General features: G+C 47.2%; 18 protein-coding genes. 11 read left to right on the top strand and 7 right to left on the bottom strand.

Going from position 1 to position 17,112, the window contains the following annotated elements; translation table 11 throughout:
* Positions 1-259: 259 nt before the first annotated feature.
* The gene (locus C233_RS24990; RefSeq protein ID WP_279615236.1) at positions 260-382 is read left to right on the top strand and encodes a hypothetical protein; all 123 of its coding nucleotides are present in this window, start codon (positions 260-262) and stop codon (positions 380-382) included.
* Positions 383-408: 26 nt separating this feature from the next.
* On the top strand, positions 409-672 hold the full coding sequence (locus C233_RS23815) for a nitrous oxide-stimulated promoter family protein (RefSeq protein ID WP_051567798.1): 264 nt from the start codon (positions 409-411) through the stop codon (positions 670-672).
* Between the two features lie 230 nt (positions 673-902).
* On the opposite strand, the gene C233_RS0117975 is transcribed toward C233_RS23815, so the two are convergent.
* On the bottom strand, positions 903-1,367 hold the full coding sequence (locus tag C233_RS0117975; protein WP_018668923.1) for a MaoC family dehydratase: 465 nt from the start codon (positions 1,365-1,367) through the stop codon (positions 903-905).
* Between the two features lie 346 nt (positions 1,368-1,713).
* Here C233_RS0117975 and C233_RS0117965 point away from each other — a divergent pair, with 346 nt between their 5' ends.
* From C233_RS0117965 to C233_RS0117950, 4 genes are all read left to right on the top strand, one after another.
* Positions 1,714-3,588, top strand: coding sequence for a PAS domain-containing sensor histidine kinase (locus tag C233_RS0117965; protein ID WP_025069198.1), 1,875 nt, complete (start codon positions 1,714-1,716; stop codon positions 3,586-3,588).
* Positions 3,589-3,621: 33 nt separating this feature from the next.
* Positions 3,622-4,032, top strand: a complete 411-nt coding sequence (locus C233_RS0117960; protein ID WP_018668921.1) for a secondary thiamine-phosphate synthase enzyme YjbQ — start codon at positions 3,622-3,624, stop codon at positions 4,030-4,032.
* Positions 4,033-4,041: 9 nt separating this feature from the next.
* Positions 4,042-4,767: an SDR family NAD(P)-dependent oxidoreductase gene (locus C233_RS0117955; RefSeq protein ID WP_018668920.1), complete on the top strand. Its 726-nt coding sequence runs from the start codon at positions 4,042-4,044 to the stop codon at positions 4,765-4,767.
* Positions 4,768-4,907: 140 nt separating this feature from the next.
* The gene (locus tag C233_RS0117950) at positions 4,908-5,888 is read left to right on the top strand and encodes a lytic transglycosylase domain-containing protein (RefSeq protein ID WP_018668919.1); all 981 of its coding nucleotides are present in this window, start codon (positions 4,908-4,910) and stop codon (positions 5,886-5,888) included.
* Between the two features lie 5 nt (positions 5,889-5,893).
* Here the strand turns inward: C233_RS0117950 and C233_RS0117945 are convergent, their stop codons facing one another.
* From C233_RS0117945 to C233_RS0117935, 3 genes are all read right to left on the bottom strand, one after another.
* A complete protein-coding gene (locus C233_RS0117945) occupies positions 5,894-6,667 on the bottom strand; it encodes a TIGR03915 family putative DNA repair protein (protein WP_018668918.1) in 774 nt (257 codons plus the stop codon).
* Positions 6,664-7,935, bottom strand: coding sequence for a putative DNA modification/repair radical SAM protein (locus C233_RS0117940; RefSeq protein ID WP_025069197.1), 1,272 nt, complete (start codon positions 7,933-7,935; stop codon positions 6,664-6,666). Before C233_RS0117940 ends, C233_RS0117945 begins: the two co-directional genes overlap by 4 nt.
* Before the next feature lie 183 nt (positions 7,936-8,118).
* On the bottom strand, positions 8,119-8,295 hold the full coding sequence (locus C233_RS0117935) for a histone H1-like protein Hc1 (protein ID WP_018668916.1): 177 nt from the start codon (positions 8,293-8,295) through the stop codon (positions 8,119-8,121).
* Between the two features lie 149 nt (positions 8,296-8,444).
* Between C233_RS0117935 and C233_RS0117930 the strand changes: the two genes are divergently transcribed.
* The 4 genes from C233_RS0117930 to C233_RS0117915 all read left to right on the top strand — a co-directional run bounded on the left by C233_RS0117930 (position 8,445) and on the right by C233_RS0117915 (position 12,165).
* Positions 8,445-9,086 carry an AlbA family DNA-binding domain-containing protein gene (locus tag C233_RS0117930; RefSeq protein ID WP_018668915.1) on the top strand — a complete coding sequence of 214 codons (642 nt, stop codon included), beginning with the start codon at positions 8,445-8,447 and terminating at the stop codon, positions 9,084-9,086.
* 81 nt (positions 9,087-9,167) lie between these two features.
* Entirely contained in the window at positions 9,168-9,800 is a 633-nt protein-coding gene (locus C233_RS0117925; RefSeq protein WP_018668914.1) for a hypothetical protein, read from the top strand.
* A 263-nt stretch (positions 9,801-10,063) separates the two neighbouring features.
* Positions 10,064-10,876, top strand: a complete 813-nt coding sequence (locus C233_RS0117920) for a helix-turn-helix domain-containing protein (RefSeq protein WP_018668913.1) — start codon at positions 10,064-10,066, stop codon at positions 10,874-10,876.
* Positions 10,877-11,013: 137 nt separating this feature from the next.
* On the top strand, positions 11,014-12,165 hold the full coding sequence (locus tag C233_RS0117915; protein WP_018668912.1) for an aldo/keto reductase: 1,152 nt from the start codon (positions 11,014-11,016) through the stop codon (positions 12,163-12,165).
* A 107-nt stretch (positions 12,166-12,272) separates the two neighbouring features.
* Here C233_RS0117915 and C233_RS0117910 read toward each other — a convergent pair whose 3' ends face one another.
* Together C233_RS0117910 and C233_RS0117905 are read right to left on the bottom strand one after the other, a co-directional pair.
* Positions 12,273-12,569, bottom strand: a complete 297-nt coding sequence (locus tag C233_RS0117910) for a chaperone modulator CbpM (RefSeq protein ID WP_018668911.1) — start codon at positions 12,567-12,569, stop codon at positions 12,273-12,275.
* Between the two features lie 16 nt (positions 12,570-12,585).
* Positions 12,586-13,542, bottom strand: coding sequence for a DnaJ C-terminal domain-containing protein (locus C233_RS0117905; RefSeq protein WP_018668910.1), 957 nt, complete (start codon positions 13,540-13,542; stop codon positions 12,586-12,588).
* A 311-nt stretch (positions 13,543-13,853) separates the two neighbouring features.
* On the opposite strand from C233_RS0117905, the gene C233_RS0117900 reads away from it, so the two are divergent.
* Positions 13,854-16,382, top strand: a complete 2,529-nt coding sequence (locus C233_RS0117900; protein WP_018668909.1) for a bifunctional glycoside hydrolase family 9 protein/polysaccharide deacetylase — start codon at positions 13,854-13,856, stop codon at positions 16,380-16,382.
* 277 nt (positions 16,383-16,659) lie between these two features.
* On the opposite strand, the gene C233_RS0117895 is transcribed toward C233_RS0117900, so the two are convergent.
* Positions 16,660-16,878, bottom strand: coding sequence for a winged helix-turn-helix domain-containing protein (locus tag C233_RS0117895; protein WP_018668908.1), 219 nt, complete (start codon positions 16,876-16,878; stop codon positions 16,660-16,662).
* Between the last annotated feature and the right edge of the window lie 234 nt (positions 16,879-17,112).

Here is a 17,112-nt window from a genome sequence, read left to right as displayed (position 1 = left end):
GAAGCCTGCCAAGCTCACTCTCATTAAAACTTTTGCGGTATTTTTCCAGAACATCAAATTCTGTGAAGCCCAAAGTTGGGTGAATTTCGGAAATATTTTGTATCTTAGCCATATCTTAGTCGGGGAATTTCCCCCGTTTTGGCCTTCAAACCTTATTTGCGGGGGAATACCTAAAGATACAAAAAAGCCAGCTAATTCGCAATATTTTGTGTATGAATTAGTTGGCTGATTTTATATTATTTACTGAATGTCCCTATGAATGGATAAAAGAATGGATACGAATTTCACTTGTGAAGAAGCCGCAGCAGGTACGGAGAAGTTCTCTTACCCTGAAATACCGGCAGGTCGTAACTTTAAAATAATACCCAAATGTACCGCATAGAACAGGAACGAAAAACCGTAGAACAAATGATTCGCCTCTACTGCCGCAGGAAGGAAGGCAACAGAGAACTCTGCCCACAATGCAGCGAACTGTTGGAGTACGCATACGCGCGTCTGTCCCGCTGTCCCTTCGGCGAGGGAAAAACGACTTGCAGGCTCTGCACCGTCCATTGTTACAAACCGGAAATGAAAAAGCGGATGCGGGAGGTGATGCGGTATGCCGGGCCACGTATGTTGCTTTATCATCCTATTGCAGCATTCCGGCATTTATGGAGAGAGTATGTGCATTAATCTCACCGCATATTCCGCGCTTCCGTATCAAAAGCGGTGTAAATAACAAGCCCCTCTTCTCACAAAAAACTTAAAGAAACAGCCTGCCGCGTAATATAGATAGGGCACAGGCTACACGGAAAGTCACGGATAAATCCCAAAGCCACCCGTGTCGTTTCGTGTAATCCGCACCCTAAAAGAAATCAAGAAGCATGCGCTTGGACACATGCTTACATAATCTTTTCGAATTATCAATTGAAATAATACAAGAAAACTGCGATTCCTTCGAGTGCTTTCTTCTTTTCACCCTGAATTTCAATAGCGAACTTGATTTCCGCCTTTGCCACACCACGCAAGTTTGCCAGTGAATGCAGGTGCGCTACCAGACGGATACTCTGTCCGGACAATACGGCCTGGCCGAATTTCATCTTATCCATACCATAATTAATCATCATCTTCAGGTTATTCACCTCGATAATCTGGTTCCATAAATGAGGCAACATGGAGAGGGTGAGATAGCCGTGGGCAATGGTGCTCTTGAAAGGGCTTTCGGTCTTGGCACGCTCGGTATCGATATGAATCCACTGATGATCCAACGTTGCGTCAGCAAAAAGATTAATGCGTTCCTGGGTAAGTTCCACATACTCCGAAACTCCGATTTGCTGACCTACCAGCTTTTCAAAATCCTCATACGAGTTGATAATTACTTTTTCCATATATTCCTTGTTTTATTGAGTAAATAGCGTTATAAACTTATAAACGATAACAAAGATACCGTTTATCTCCGAATAAATTACAACCTGAACAGGAAAAAGCCGTATCTCCCGGCTGTTTTGCACAAGTTCTTTCGAACATTGTCCGTACAATAGCCCAATAAGATGCAAGTTCATGCCTTTTTACAAACAGATATGCCATTCATCCATAACAACGATAAACGGCCGCTGCAATCCTGCCTATTTTTATTTCTCTCTCCCTTTTTCTTTTCATTTCTACGAATTATACCTATTTTTGTAATTCTAATAATTGGTATGATAAAACAGTAACTACCATAAATATCTCTGTATGGACGCGACACAGGATTATAACCTACTTTCAGACATAATGCGCAATGCCAATATGGGCTGGTGGGAAGCCGACCTGCAAAGTGCAAGTTATATCTGTTCCGAATATATTTCCGAATTGTTGGGTTTGAAAGAAGACGGATTTATCAGCTTCGAGGACTTTAACAAGCGAATTATGAAAGAAGAACAGCCACCCACCACGGTTTATTCCTTCGAGAACATACAGCAGACGCAGGAAGCCGTATATCTGCTCGATACGGCAAAAGGTCCTATGTGGGTGCGCAGTAAAATCTGCATGCAGAAAACCGATGAACACGGAAACACCAAGATTTACGGTATAGCCGAAGTGCAAGACGGCCCCAACATGTCGTCCGCCTCGCAAACATTGCAACAGCGGGAACGGCTGTTACATAATATCTATAAGAATCTGCCGGTAGGCATCGAACTATACAATATACAGGGAACCCTGATAGACTTAAATGACAAGGAGCTGGAAATGTTCCACCTGCAACAGAAGGAGGACTTGCTGGGCATCAATATCTTCGAAAATCCCAGTTTCCCCAACGAGATGAAAGAGAAGTTGAGAAAACATGAAGATGCAGACTTCACTTTCCGCTATGACTTCTCCAAAATAGGCACTTACTATAACTCGCAGAGGAAAACGGGCACAATAGACATGGTTACCAAAGCGACCACCTTGTACGACGAGCATCATGTTCCTACCAACTACCTGCTGATTAACGCAGACAAGACCGAAACGACCGTAGCATACAACAAGATACAGGAGTTTGAAAGTTTCTTCGAGCTGATAGGCAACTATGCCAAAGTGGGATATGCCCACTACAATCTGCTCACCCAGGAAGGAGATGCCCAGCATAGTTGGTACATCAACATCGGTGAAGAAAAGGACAGACCGTTATCCGAAATCGTCGGAGTGTATGCCCACATCCACCCCGAGGACCGTAATCATATACTCCGCTTCCTGGACAGTGCGAAAAAAGGTACGGAAAACAAGTTCAACAAAGAAATACGTATTCTCAGGAAAGACGGGAGTTACTCATGGACGCATACCAACCTCATTGTGAAAGTGTATGCCCCCGAACGGAACTGCATAGAACTAATCTGCATCAACTATGACATCACCCGGCTGAAAAATACGGAAGCCATGCTGATACAGGCCAAAGAAAAAGCCGAAGAATCGGACAGGTTGAAATCGGCTTTCCTTGCCAACATGAGCCACGAAATACGTACTCCGCTAAATGCTATCATCGGATTTTCCAGCCTGTTGCCCTATACGAGCGATGCCGACGAGCGCGACCGGTATATTGCATTGATAAACCACAACAACGACCTGTTGCTGAATATCATCAACGATGTACTGGATTTGTCGAAGATAGAGGCCGGACACATAGAGCTGCATCCTACCTGGTTCAACCTGTCGGAACTAATCGACGAAAGTTTTACCGAGCACAAGCACAATGTCCCGGCAGAGGTAGAGTTAAGAACCTGTTATCAGGCAACTACCTGCCTGATAGAACAAGACCCGATGCGTATCAAGCAGATATTAAACAATCTTATCTCGAATGCAGTGAAGAATACATCCCGGGGGTACATCGAGGTTTCTTATGAAGCCTCCTTATCCGAAGTAAGAATAAGCGTTGCCGACACCGGACGCGGAATACCCCAAGACAAACTGGGCGCGATATTCGAACGGTTTGAAAAAGTAGACTCCTTTATACAGGGAGCCGGATTGGGGCTGCCAATCTGCAAGTCCATAGTGGAAAGGATGAAAGGGACAATCGAAGTTACATCCACCGTAGGAGTAGGCAGTACGTTTACCGTAACATTTCCCTGTCAAGTGCAACCGGCGGAATAGCAGAAAAACGGACATAAGAGAAAAAGAAACAATATGATAGGACAGAAAGAGTTTACCCTTACCCCGCACCGGCGCGGTTTTCATCTGGTTACGGAAGAAATAGCACGCAACCTGCCACCGCTGCCGCAAACCGGTATATTGCATTTGTTCATCAAGCATACAAGCGCAGCGCTCACTATCAACGAGAATGCCGACCCGGATGTACAGACGGATATGGATGCCATTTTCAACCGTCTTGTCAAGGAGCGCGAGCCCTATTACGAACATACCTGCGAGGGCGACGACGATATGCCGGCGCACGCAAAGTCTACCATTGTGGGAGCCTCCCTTACCATACCCATTACCAACGGACGGATGAACATGGGCATCTGGCAAGGCATTTATCTCTGTGAATTCCGCAACCGCGGCGGTGGAAGAAAAATCGTAGCAACCGTTATCGGATAACCCCTGCCCATGAGAAAAGCCATAATCATAGGAGCCACCTCGGGTATCGGGCAGGAAGTAGCGCGCCTGCTCGTGCAGAAAGGCTGGCATATCGGAATTGCAGGAAGGCGCGAAGATGCATTGCAATGCATGCAGCAGGCCAATCCCGGACAAATTGAGATACAGTGCCTCGATGTAACAAAAGACGATGCTGTCTTACATCTCAATGAACTGATAAACCGGCTGGGCGGTATGGACTTGTTCTTCCTCAGTTCCGGTGTGGGCTACCAGAACCGAAGCTTAGAACCGGACATAGAGCTGAACACCGCACGCACCAACGTCGAGGGTTTCATACGAATGGTTACAGCCGCTTTCGGTTATTTCAAGCAAACGGGTGGCGGGCACATCGCCGTTATCAGTTCCATAGCAGGAACCAAGGGGTTGGGAGTCGCACCCGCCTACTCCGCCACCAAGCGGTTTCAAAATACGTATATCGACGCCCTGGCACAGCTCTCGCAGATGCAGCGCCTCAACATCCGTTTCACCGACATCCGTCCGGGATTCGTAGCGACGGATTTACTGAAAAACGGCAAATACCCCATGTTGATGCAGACAAACAAGGTGGCGCTACATATCGTAAAAGCATTGAAACGGAAAAAACGGGTGGTGGTGATTGACGGACGTTACCGGCTGGTGGTATTCTTTTGGCGGATAATTCCACGTTGGTTGTGGGAACGGTTGCCTATAAAAAATTGATTGCGTATCTTCACACCGATAAAATTAAAGTATAATACGGAACTTCACCGCGGATTATACGGATTTGTACGGATATACATTCCATTCTTATTACAAATAGTTTCCGGTAATCTGTGGCAGGCCATAAAAAGACAACTAAAATGAAAAGAAACTCCGGATATATAATATTTACAGCCGCCGTAGCTTTGTGTACAGGCGCTTCGTTACCCTTTTTACTCGGCAACAGTGTGTTGAACCCCGAACGGCAATCGGTCAAATCGGAAGTGCCTTACTGTGTCACTCCTCCCTCCGTACCCGATAAAATAACGTTTGCCGGACAAGAGGTAGACTTGCTCCGTTACGACCACCGCGAACGCATGGACCGTGAACTGATGTCGTTCACTTATATGCATTCCACCACGATGCTCACCGTAAAACGGGCAAACCGTTACTTCCCCGTCATAGAGCCTATATTGAAAGCAAACGGCATACCGGATGATTTCAAGTTTCTTGCCGTAATAGAAAGCGCCCTCAATCCGCTTGCCAAGTCGCCTGCCGGTGCGGCCGGAATGTGGCAGTTCATGCCCGCAACAGGGCGTGAATTCGGGCTGGAAGTAAACAACAATATCGATGAGCGTTATCATGTGGAGAAAGAAACAAAAGCCGCCTGCAAATACCTGAAAGAAGCCTATGGCAAATACGGCAACTGGCTTTGCGTGGCAGCCGCCTATAATGCCGGCCAAGGGCGTATCTCCACACAATTGCAGAAACAAATGGTAAGCCAGGCTGCCGACCTTTGGCTGGTGGAAGAAACCTCGCGTTATATGTTCCGGTTATTGGCAGCAAAAGCCGTCATCAGCAACCCGCAGCGATACGGTTTCCTGCTGAAACGGAAACATCTTTATCCGGCTATCCCCTATACGGAAATAAAAATAACTACGAGAATAGACAACCTGGCGCAATTCGCCAAAAGCAAAGGCATCACCTTCGCCCAACTGAAGGATGCCAACCCGTGGCTACGCGGCACTTCGCTTATGAACAAAAGCGGGCGCACATATATCCTAAAAATACCTACGCAAGCCGGAATGCATTACGACCCGCAAAAGACGGTTCCCCATAACGGGAACTGGGTAATCGACTAAACGGGTCACCGCTGTTTCTCCGTCAGGTATTTCCAATAGCGCACAGGCATATCCTGCCTGTGCTTACGGGGATTCAGCCTTTCTTTGATACAGATTGCCTTGAAATAGGTTTTCCAAAGTTGCTGGAAGAGTTTCTCGTCTTTATCCATAAGGCTCTCGTCGAGCATCCCCGTAACGAGATGCCCTTCGCGGCTGTCGTCCCCGAAGGTAACTTCGCGCACTTCTTTTAAATCGTAATAATAGCCGTAGGCACGCCTGATGTCGTATATCAGCCAACGCTGGTCGGCAAAACGGTCTTTAAAATGTCCGGTTACCAGGGGAAGCGCGTTTTTCTCCGGTTCCACGGCAGCAAAGTAAGTACCGTCCGCAGCTTTTTGGAAACGGACGAATTGCAGCAGCCGTATGCGCTCCCAGTCCACCCGCTTCCACATCCGCGAGAATTCCAGCACATCGGGGTCTGCAAAATCGGTTTCAATGGAACGGGGAGCATCTATCGCCTTACGGATATAGCGGAACAGGAGCGATGCCGTTTCCGGTTCTTCCGCCAGCCAGCATTGTGCAAGGCAGGACAAGGCGGATGATGAAAGTTTCTTCTGCAGTCCGCGCCAAACCCTGCCGGCCTTTTCTTCATCCGAAATTACCGTAAAGACCTCGTCATGGAACAACGGAAGCTGCTCTCCTTCCGTGAGCAGCATATCCGGAAAGGTACGGCGAGAATAGGCTTCGAAAACAGAAGTCAGCAGTCCCTCAAAGGTATTGTCGAATATAAACAGTTTCATGCTCCCTCGTCTCCAAAATCAAGTATCAACTGCCTGTCATCGAATTTCTTCTTCGGCTTCTGTACCAATAGGCTGCGTACCCTTTGCGGAGTCATCTCATTGACTGTACGCATAGGCAGCTCGCTGCAAGTGATGAAATACTGCGCTTTCTTCATAACCACTCCGATTTTCTTCAACTGGTAAAAGCCCAGTTTGGAGAAACGGCGGGAAGCGACTATCAGACGTGCCGACTTTACACCGATACCCGGCACGCGGAGCAGCATTTCATAATCCGCTTTATTGACGTCAATTGGAAACTGCTCCGGGTGGCGCAATGCCCACGACAATTTCGGGTCTATCTCCAAATCCAAGTCAGGATAGGCGTCATCCACAATCTCGTCTACTTTGAACTGGTAGAAACGCAGCAGCCAGTCTGCCTGATAAAGCCGGTTCTCGCGTACCAAGGGCGGTTGCTTCAAAGCAGGCAGGCGTTTGTCGTATGTATTTACGGAAATATAGCCGGAATAATAGACGCGCCGCATCGTAGGGCGCCGGTAAAGGGACGACGAAAGAAAAAGGATGTCTTTATCCGTTTCGGCAGTAGCCCCCACAATCATCTGCGTGCTCTGCCCTGCCGGAGCAAAGCGGGGTGCATAGCGGTATTTCCTGCGTTCCTCCGCACTCTCCAGGACACCTTGCTGGATGTAACGCATCGGAGCGAACACGCTTTGGTGGTCTTTTTCCGGAGCAAGCAGTTTAAGGCTTTCTTCCTTGGGTATTTCCACATTGACGCTGAGGCGGTCAGCATACAACCCCGCCTCATTTACCAGCTCGCGACTGGCGCCGGGAATACTTTTCAGGTGGATATAACCGTTGAAACGATGAACGGTGCGGAGGTCTTTGGCTACACGCACCAATCTTTCCATTGTATAATCGGGATTACGCACTACGCCGCTGCTGAGGAAAAGCCCCTCGATATAGTTGCGGCGGTAAAATTCCATAGTCAGGTCTACAAGTTCGCTCACGGAAAGGGTGGCACGGGGCAAGTCGTTGCTACGGCGGTTGATGCAATATGCACAATCGTATATGCAGTAATTCGTCAGCATCACTTTCAGCAACGAGATACAGCGTCCGTCCTCTGCAAAGCTATGGCAAATGCCCCAGCCGCCCACAGTGTTACCCACCATACCCGCCTTATTGGAGCGTACAGTGCCACTGGAAGAGCATGACACATCGTACTTTGCCGACTCCGCCAATATTTTCAACTTATTCAATACATTCTCATCCATAATACCCGGTGTCAAAAGTAGCAATAAAACTTCGATTTCGGAGAGGAAGGCCGGGCAATTAATACATTAAATTTCGTCGGGGAAAAGGCGGGAATACGACTTATCCATACAAAGAGTTACCGCATAAAAATAAAAAAGACCGCCTGAAGGCAGTCTTTCGCAACATTAAATCTGCGTTTTTTCTTACTTCTTAGAAGCTTCCAAAGATGCTTTACGGAAATCTTTCATTGTTTTTTCAATTTCCAAAGAAGCCTTGCGTGCACGAGTACCGGCTGCTTTGTTTCCGTTTTCCAACTGAGCTTTCGCATCTTTTTCGAATGCTGCATACAATTCTGCAACTTTTTCAACTAATTCTTTCATAATCCTTTTTTAATTACTTCGTTAATAATGTCCGACAAAAATACATTCTTTCTTGAAATAAATGCAGAAAAACGATATTTTTTTTGAAATAATCGGTAAAATCAATATAAAAAAAGGCTCATACACGTTTTTTATCTACTTTTGCAGGCATGAAAACGCTTACCGATGCCCAATATATACGTGCTCTCATAGCCGAAGGAGAGCATCAGCAACAAGATTTCAAGTTCGAAATATCCGATGCACGGAAGATTGCCAGAACACTCTCCGCCTTTTCGAACACGGACGGCGGACGGCTTCTTATCGGTGTAAAAGACAACGGAAAAATAGCCGGAGTACGCTCCGACGAAGAGCAATATATGATAGAGGCGGCTGCCCGGCTATACTGCCGTCCGGAAGTGAATTACAGCATGCAGACTTACCAGGTGGAAGGTCGTAGCGTGTTACTCGTGCAGATTGACGAAAGCGTCCGTAAACCGGTATATGCCAAAGACGAAACCGGCAGATACCTCGCCTACCTGCGCATCAAGGACGAAAACATCCTTGCCACCCCGGTGCATCTGCGTATCTGGCAGCAAAGCGAAAGCCCCAAGGGAGAGCTAATGGAATACACCGAACGGGAACAACTGCTGCTCGATTTACTGGAGCAAAACGACCGGCTATCACTGAACCGTTATTGCCGTATGGCACACCTGCCGCGCCGTGCCGCAGAACATTTGCTGGCAAAGCTCATCCGGTACGACATCGTAGAGCCTGTTTTCGAAGGGCATAAATTTCACTTTAAACTGAAATAAAGTAGAAAAAGCCCTGGAGTGCTGGCAAAGAAATAAGTTTATTTTCTATCTTTGCACCCGTAAAATATAGAAAATATCATCATGGGTATATTTGCCAAACTATTCAACAAAAATTCTGAAGGGACTTCCTCCAAGAACGTGGAAGACTTCGTGTCGCTGACACGCGTCTACTTCCAGTCCGTGATAGCCGCAAACCTGGGTATCACCAACATCCGTTTCGTACCGGATGTAGCCAACTTCAAGCGCTTATTCAAGATTCCCACACAGGGCGGCCGCCTGGGACAGGCAGAAAAAACTGCTTCCCGCAAGATGCTGATGCAGGACTACGGAATCAGCGAGAACTTCTTTAAGGAAATCGACGCTTCCGTAAAGAAACACTGCCGTACACAGAACGATGTGCAAGGTTATCTTTTCATGTACCAGGGTTTTTCCAACGACCTGATGATGCTAATGGGCAACCTGATGCAATGGAAATTCCGTATGCCGTCTATCTTTAAAGGCGCGTTGCGTAGCATGACCGAAAAAACGGTACATGAGGTTTGTACCAAAACTGTTTGGAAAAAGGACGATGTACACAAAACGGCCATGACAGTCCGCCAGTACAAAGAACGCTTGGGATACTCGGAACAATGGATGACGGAGTATGTGTACAACATCATCATGCTGGCCAAGAAAGAACCTAAAAACAAATCCGACGAACAAGACAAAGCGTAAAACAGGTAATAATGTTTTTTACCGGTACAGCAAAAAGCAACCGGAATTCAAATATAAAGAGAGATACGGAGTTTCCTCATAGAGCTCGTATCTCTCTTTTATATTATAGCATCTATATTATAACATCGTTGAAGTAACCGGATAAAACCGATATAGAAGGCACTTTTAAGGTTTTCGCAGAAAAATGAGCTTTACAACAAAATAAAGTAAATGGGAATATACTACTTTTGCAGTATGAATATCAGGTGGAAACAGATATAAATATGGAAAAGTTAGATGTTTTTAATTGCTCCAATGTACTTATAGCAAGCTATTTTACGGACGACAGAAGTTGTGCGCACGAAAATCGCGAGCATACTCTTATCTACCTCTGCTCCGGTGAGTTGGAAATCGAAGAACGGGGAAAGAAAACCGTTCTCCGTGCAGGCGACTGCGCTTTTATGCGCCGCGACAACCGAATGTGGTTACAGAAACGGATAGTAAACGGGAAGCCTTATCATTCCATTGTACTCAAATTTTCCAAATCCTTTTTACGTGAGTTTTATCAAAAGCTCGACAAAAAAGACATTCCCGTGGAAGCAAGACGGGAAAAAAACAGCCTGCGCCTATTGCCCCGCGAACGTCCGGACATACGCAGCCTCTTCGAATCCGTCATACCTTATTTCGATTCGGGCACAAAGCCTTCGGAAGATGTGTTGAAACTGAAAATGACGGAAGGGTTGTATGTGTTGCTCCACACGGACAAGAACCTGTATGCTTCCCTGTTCGACTTCGTAGAGCCGTGGAAAATAGACATACTCGATTATCTGAACGAGAACTATATGTACGACCTCTCAATGGAAGAAATAGCAAGCTATACGGGACGCAGTCTGGCGACCTTTAAACGCGACTTTGCCAAAGTAAGCAACCTGACACCTCAAAAATGGATTATCAAACGGCGACTGGAGGCAGCGCATCACCTGATAAAATCCGGGAAAAAGAAAGTGTCGGAAATATGTTTCGATGTAGGATTCAAAAATTTGTCGCATTTCTCCAAAATATATAAGCAAGCTTACGGAAGTTCCCCGTCCTGGTGAAATGAGCCTTACAGCAAAACAGATTGAGCCTTGCAGCAAAGTTGTTGCAAGGCTCTCTTTTTACTTTTGCACCGTAAGGACATAGAAATAAAAGCGGGACACATTTACCATTCATCAACACACAAAAATATAAGGTTATGGAAGATAATAAAATGAACATCAGCCGCCGGGGATTTCTTAAGACGGCAGCCGTTGTAGGTGCGGCACTGGCCATTCAGCCTACTATCAATAAGGTTAAAGCTGCGGATACCGTACTTGGCGGGGAGAAATCCCCGAAAAAGGACGGTATGCAATACCGCACGCTCGGCACAGGAAAAGCCGCCATGGAAGTATCGGCACTCGGTTTCGGGATAATGGGCATGACTCATCACAGAAGCCGGCATCCCGACAAGAAACAATGTATCCGCTTGCTGCATGAGGCAGTAGAGCGGGGAGTTACGCTATTCGATACCGCCATTGTTTACGGTCCCTTGTCCAATGAACTGCTGACGGGTGAAGCCCTTTCCGGATTTAAGGATAAAATCAACATAACAACCAAATTCGGGCACGAAGTCATTGACGGCAAGGCCACAGGACGACAGGACAGCCGTCCTGAAACTATCCGCCGTTATTGCGAAGGCTCATTGAAACGTCTCCGGGTAGATAGCCTCGCCCTGTTTTACCAACACCGCTTCGACCCGCAAGTACCGGTGGAAGAGGTAGCGGGAACGATAGCGGATTTGATAAAAGAAGGAAAGGTGCAACGCTGGGGCATGTGCGAAGTCACACCCGAAACTATCCGCAAGGCGCACGCTGTCTGTCCGCTTACCGCCATACAAAGCGAATATCACTTGATGCACCGTTTGGTGGAAGAAAACGGAGTATTAGACGTATGCCGTGAATTGGGTATCGGCTTCGTACCTTACAGTCCGATAAACCGTGGCTTCCTGGGTGGTAATATCAATGAATACACGCAGTTCGACCCGGACAACGACAACCGTCAGACACTGCCGCGTTTTCAGCCGGAAGCAATACGGATGAATACCCGCATTGTGAATGTATTGCAGAACTTCGGCCGCACACGGGGGATGACTTCAGCCCAGGTAGCGTTAGGCTGGCTGTTGCAGAAAGCCCCGTGGCTTGTTCCCATTCCCGGAACGACAAAACTGTCGCACCTGGAAGAGAACCTGCATACATCCGACTTCCCGTTGTCCGCCGGAGAATGGAAACAATTAGAGGATGAAGTGGCAAAGATTCCCGTTGTAGGCGACCGCTACAATGCAGAGCAACAAAGGCAAGTAGGATTTTAGAAGGTGAACAGGTAATAGCCGAGACATGCTCCAGCAACCGGACAGCCGCGGCTATTACCAACATATCCTCCTCATCTTCCCCTCTTTTCGCACTACCGGCATGAATGTCAATCCAGCCCTCCCAACAACCTCAATTTAGTGTGCAGCGAATAAATCTCCCGTTGCATCTCCTCCATACGTTCCAGCAAATGATGAATGGCATCAATACCTTCTATATTGATAGACAAGTCGTAATACATACGGCTGTACCGTTCCACATCCGGTAATTGGGAGAATAACAGATAACTTTCTCCACCTTCCGTCCGGACATCTATCAGACCGCCTTCCTGCAACATTTCAATGAACGAGGGCTCTATGTGGCATTTATCGCAATACTCGCTGACTATAATTAATTCGTTCTGCATAACTCGCTCTCCTTTTTTAGTTCATACTTTGGATTTTACGGAACATCTCTTTCTGCTGTTCCGTCAGGTTTACGGGCAATTTTACGGAATAAGTCACTATCAAATCACCGTATTGTCCCTCCTTCTTGTACACCGGAAATCCCTTTCCTTTCAGGCGAACCTTCGTTCCATTCTGCGTTTCGGGTTTTACTTTCAGTTTTACCTGACCTTCCAATGTATCCACCAACTTCTCACCGCCCAGCAATGCTGTATAAAGGTCGATATCCAAGTCTACATACAAGTCATCGCCCAAACGTTTGAAGACGGAATCGTCCGTTATCACGAAAGTAATGTAGAGGTCGCCGGCCGGCCCGCCATTGATACCTTCGCCACCGTAGCCTTTCAGCCTAATGACCTGCCCGTCGGCGACACCTGCCGGTATGGTAATACGCACATTTTTCCCGTTCACCGCCAATACCTGCTTATGAGTCCGGGCTGCATCCCGAAGCGACAAGTTCAGGTCTGCATGAAAATCCTGTCCCCGGAAACCGGTATTCGTACCGCCTCCGCCACGTGTACGGTGTCCAAACATCTGCTCGAAGAAGTCGGAGAAGCCCTCCGCACTACTCCCGGAAAATTCCTGGCCGTCGGAAGAGTACCAGTACGTACCGTTGCCGTCCGTACCAAAACCACCCGCACCGCCGAAACCTGCCCCTCCAAAGCCGCCTGCCTGTTGCCGCGCCCGCTTCTGAGCTTCAAACTCATCGGCATGTTTCCAGTGTTCGCCGTATTCATCATATTTCTTTCTTTTTTCAGGGTCGCTAAGCACCTCATTGGCCTCGTTGATAGCCTGAAATTTATCTTTGGCCGTAGCATCATTCGGATTCAAGTCGGGATGATATTTGCGTGCCAACTTACGGAACGCTTTCTTTATGTCATCCTGAGATGCCGTTTTGTCTACTCCAAGGACTTGATAATAATCAATGTAAGCCATAGTTTATAAGTTTTGTATTCTAAAAAGAATAGAACAAATAACACACCAACATTGTTTTTTATAGGCTAAAATACGTAAACGAAAATTAAAAAAAGCGTTTCATTATCATATAAACAGATGATAAACAATCATTTGTTATTCTTCACATGCTTATTTTATATCCCCCAAATCCTAAAATATCGTAAACGACATTTAATATCAATTAATTATTCACTTCAAAAAGCCTTCGAATTAACAGAAACCGCTTTATTTGTATCAGGATAAAACCTGCTTTTGCATTATCTCCCCAACCTTAAATAAAAACAACATTTATGAGAAACTATTATCGGCTCCTAACCCTATTCTTCGCATTCGCCGTACTCCCGGCCAAAGCAGGCGAGTGGATTAGAATCAACCAGCTCGGCTACCTGCCTCAATCCATTAAAGTAGCGGTATTCATGAGCGAAGAAGAAACCCATTTAACAGAATACGCATTGGTCGATGCCTTTACCGGAAAAACGGTGTATAGGTTTACCGCTCCGAAAGCCACTGGCAAATCAGGCGGAATGAACAGTACCTACCGGTTGGACTTCAGTAGTTTTCAAAAACCGGGAACCTATTATCTGAAAGCGGGAAGCGCCGTTTCCCCGCACTTCCCTATCAATGCACATGTTTATAACGGTACAGCCGATTTCCTGCTGAACTACATGCGCCAGCAACGTTGCGGTTACAACCCGTTTCTGAAAGACAGTTGCCATGTGCATGACGGTTACATCCTATACCACCCCACAAAGACCGGCAGGCACATCGACGTCCGCGGCGGCTGGCACGACGCGACGGACTATCTGCAATACACCGCCACTTCCGCCAATGCCATATACCAGATGATGTTCGCCTACCAGGAAAACCCCGGTTCATTCGGCGACGCTTATGATGCGGACGGGCTACCGGGAGCAAACGGCATTCCCGACATAATAGACGAAATCAAATGGGGACTGGACTGGCTGAACCGTATGAATCCCGCTCCCGGCGAGCTATACAACCAGATTGCCGACGACCGCGACCACGCCGGTATGCGCCTGCCCAATAAAGATGAGGTAGACTACGGCTACGGACCGGGCAAGGGGCGTCCCGTTTACTTTTGCAGCGGTGAACCCCAAGTACGCGGGCAATTCACGAATGCCACCACGGGCGTAGCAAGTACGGCAGGTAAATTCGCCTCTTGCTTCGCCTTGGGAACCAGGGTACTGAAAGATTTCTACCCCGAGTTTGCAGCCGAAATCGGCAGAAAGGCTGATGCTGCCTACCAGGAAGGCGTAAAGAAACCGGGCGTATGCCAAACTGCTTCCGTAAAATCACCCTACATCTACGAGGAGGACAACTGGACAGACGATATGGAGCTCGGAGCAATGGAATTATACAAAGCCACCGGCAATCCCGAATATCTGTCGCAAGCCCTCGAATACGGACGCCGCGAACCCGTCACCCCATGGATGGGCGCCGACAGTGCCCGCCATTACCAATGGTATCCGTTCATGAACATGGGACACTACCACTTAGCCACGGTGAACAACCAGCGCATCAGCAAAGAATTTATCCGCAACATGCGTACCGGTATCGAACGTACATACGAAAAAGCCGTGGAAAGCCCCTTCCTGCACGGTATTCCCTACATCTGGTGCTCTAATAACCTGACCACTGCCATGTTGACACAATGCCGCCTGTATCGCGAAGCTACCGGCGATAAGACATACGCCGAAATGGAAGCTGCCCTACGCGACTGGCTGTTCGGCTGCAACCCATGGGGAACAAGTATGATTGTGGAACTGCCGCTCTACGGCGATTATCCCTCGCAACCCCACTCCTCTCTGCTGAACGCAGGTGTGGGCAACACGACGGGAGGACTGGTGGACGGTCCCGTATACCGTAGTATCTTCGAAAGCCTGCGGGGTGTCAACATGACCGGTATTCCGGGTACTCCCGGCCAGGACTACGAACGTTTCCAACCGGATGTGATGGTTTACCACGATGCAATCCACGACTACTCCACCAACGAACCTACCATGGACGGAACCGCCTGCCTCACCTACTACCTCTCTGCCATGCAGAAAGAAGGCATGGAACAGGCAAATATAACGGCAGACAAAAATATATACGTCAATGGCGGCATCATACGCACCGACCCGTCCAAAAAACAAATCAGCCTCGTATTTACGGCAGCCGACAAAGCAGACGGCGCCGATGCTATCATCGGCACTTTGAAGAAACACAGCATCAAAGGCAGCTTCTTCTTTACCGGCGAGTTTTACGAACTCTATCCCGAGGTGGTGAAACGCCTGCTCAACGAGGGGCATCTCGTAGGCAGCCACAGCTACGGACACTTGCTCTATATGCCATGGGAAAATCGGGACTCCTTATTGGTTACCCGTGAAGAATTCGAGAAAGACATGCTGAAAAGTTACGAAGCCATGCGGAAGGCAGGCATCGGATACGAAGACGCACCCGTATACATCCCACCCTATGAATATTACAACAAAGAGATAGCTGCCTGGGCAAAAAGCATGGGAATACAAGTTATCAACTACACTCCCGGCACTATGAGCAATGCAGACTATACCACCCCCGATATGGGACGGAAATACCGGAGCAGCAAGTTCATCTACGACAAAATCATGGAAGTAGAAAAGAAAGAGGGACTGAACGGCCACATAATGCTGATACACTTCGGAACAGACGAGCGCCGCACAGATAAATTCTACAACGGCTATCTGGACAAACTGATAAAAACGTTGAAACGCAAAGGTTACGCTTTCGTCCCTATACTCGAAGCGGCAGGCTTTAAAACCGGTGCGGCATTATAAAAAGGTTAGTTGAAAGGTTATCAGGCAAAGGTCTTTTTAAGGTAAATATTCAATCGGTTTGTTTTCAGCAAACTTTCCCCTATCCCCCCAAAAAAGAGGAGGAAAGTTTTAGGTCAAGCCCTCAGCCTGCGAAGGTGCAGGGCTTTTTCCATACCACGAAATATAAGTACAACAAGGTGTACTCACGAAAAAACAAAAAGGTACAGATTTCGCAATTACGGAACCATTCCCTTGCAAAACCTGTACCTAAAGAAAGGTTCGGTCTAATCGTTTTTCCCTATCCGATATATACGTTTACCCCCAATGAAACGTAAAGCTCGTCTTTCTCCTGGGAAAGAACAATCTTGTCTTCACGAGCAAGCCAGCCGATAGCCGCGCCCAGTTCCTTGTCTTTCAGTCCGGACTTTCTTTTCAGCGTACCGTAGCTCCATCTGGCATAATCACTGAGCAATTGCCAAACCTTACCCGCATTCAGTCCGATTTCGTTTTTGTCCATTTTACTTTTTAAATTAAAAAGGTTAATAGTTTATTGTTAGGTTATCTTTACAGTGTGTAAAGATATTATTTAAAATTAAAACAACACAGAAAACGGGTAAAAGATATGAAAATTAATCACTTTTGTAACAATTTTGTAGTTGTACACGTTTCTTGCCAGCCATAACCGGAGGGAAAAGCACAAAAAAACCGCGATGTCTTTCAAAAAGACACCGCGGTTACTCTATATGATTAA

The organism is Bacteroides gallinarum DSM 18171 = JCM 13658, assembly GCF_000374365.1.
In the GTDB taxonomy this organism is placed as follows: Bacteria; Bacteroidota; Bacteroidia; order Bacteroidales; family Bacteroidaceae; genus Bacteroides; species Bacteroides gallinarum.
Note: the sequence above shows the minus strand (reverse complement) of the source record. Positions and strands in the feature narration are given on the sequence as shown.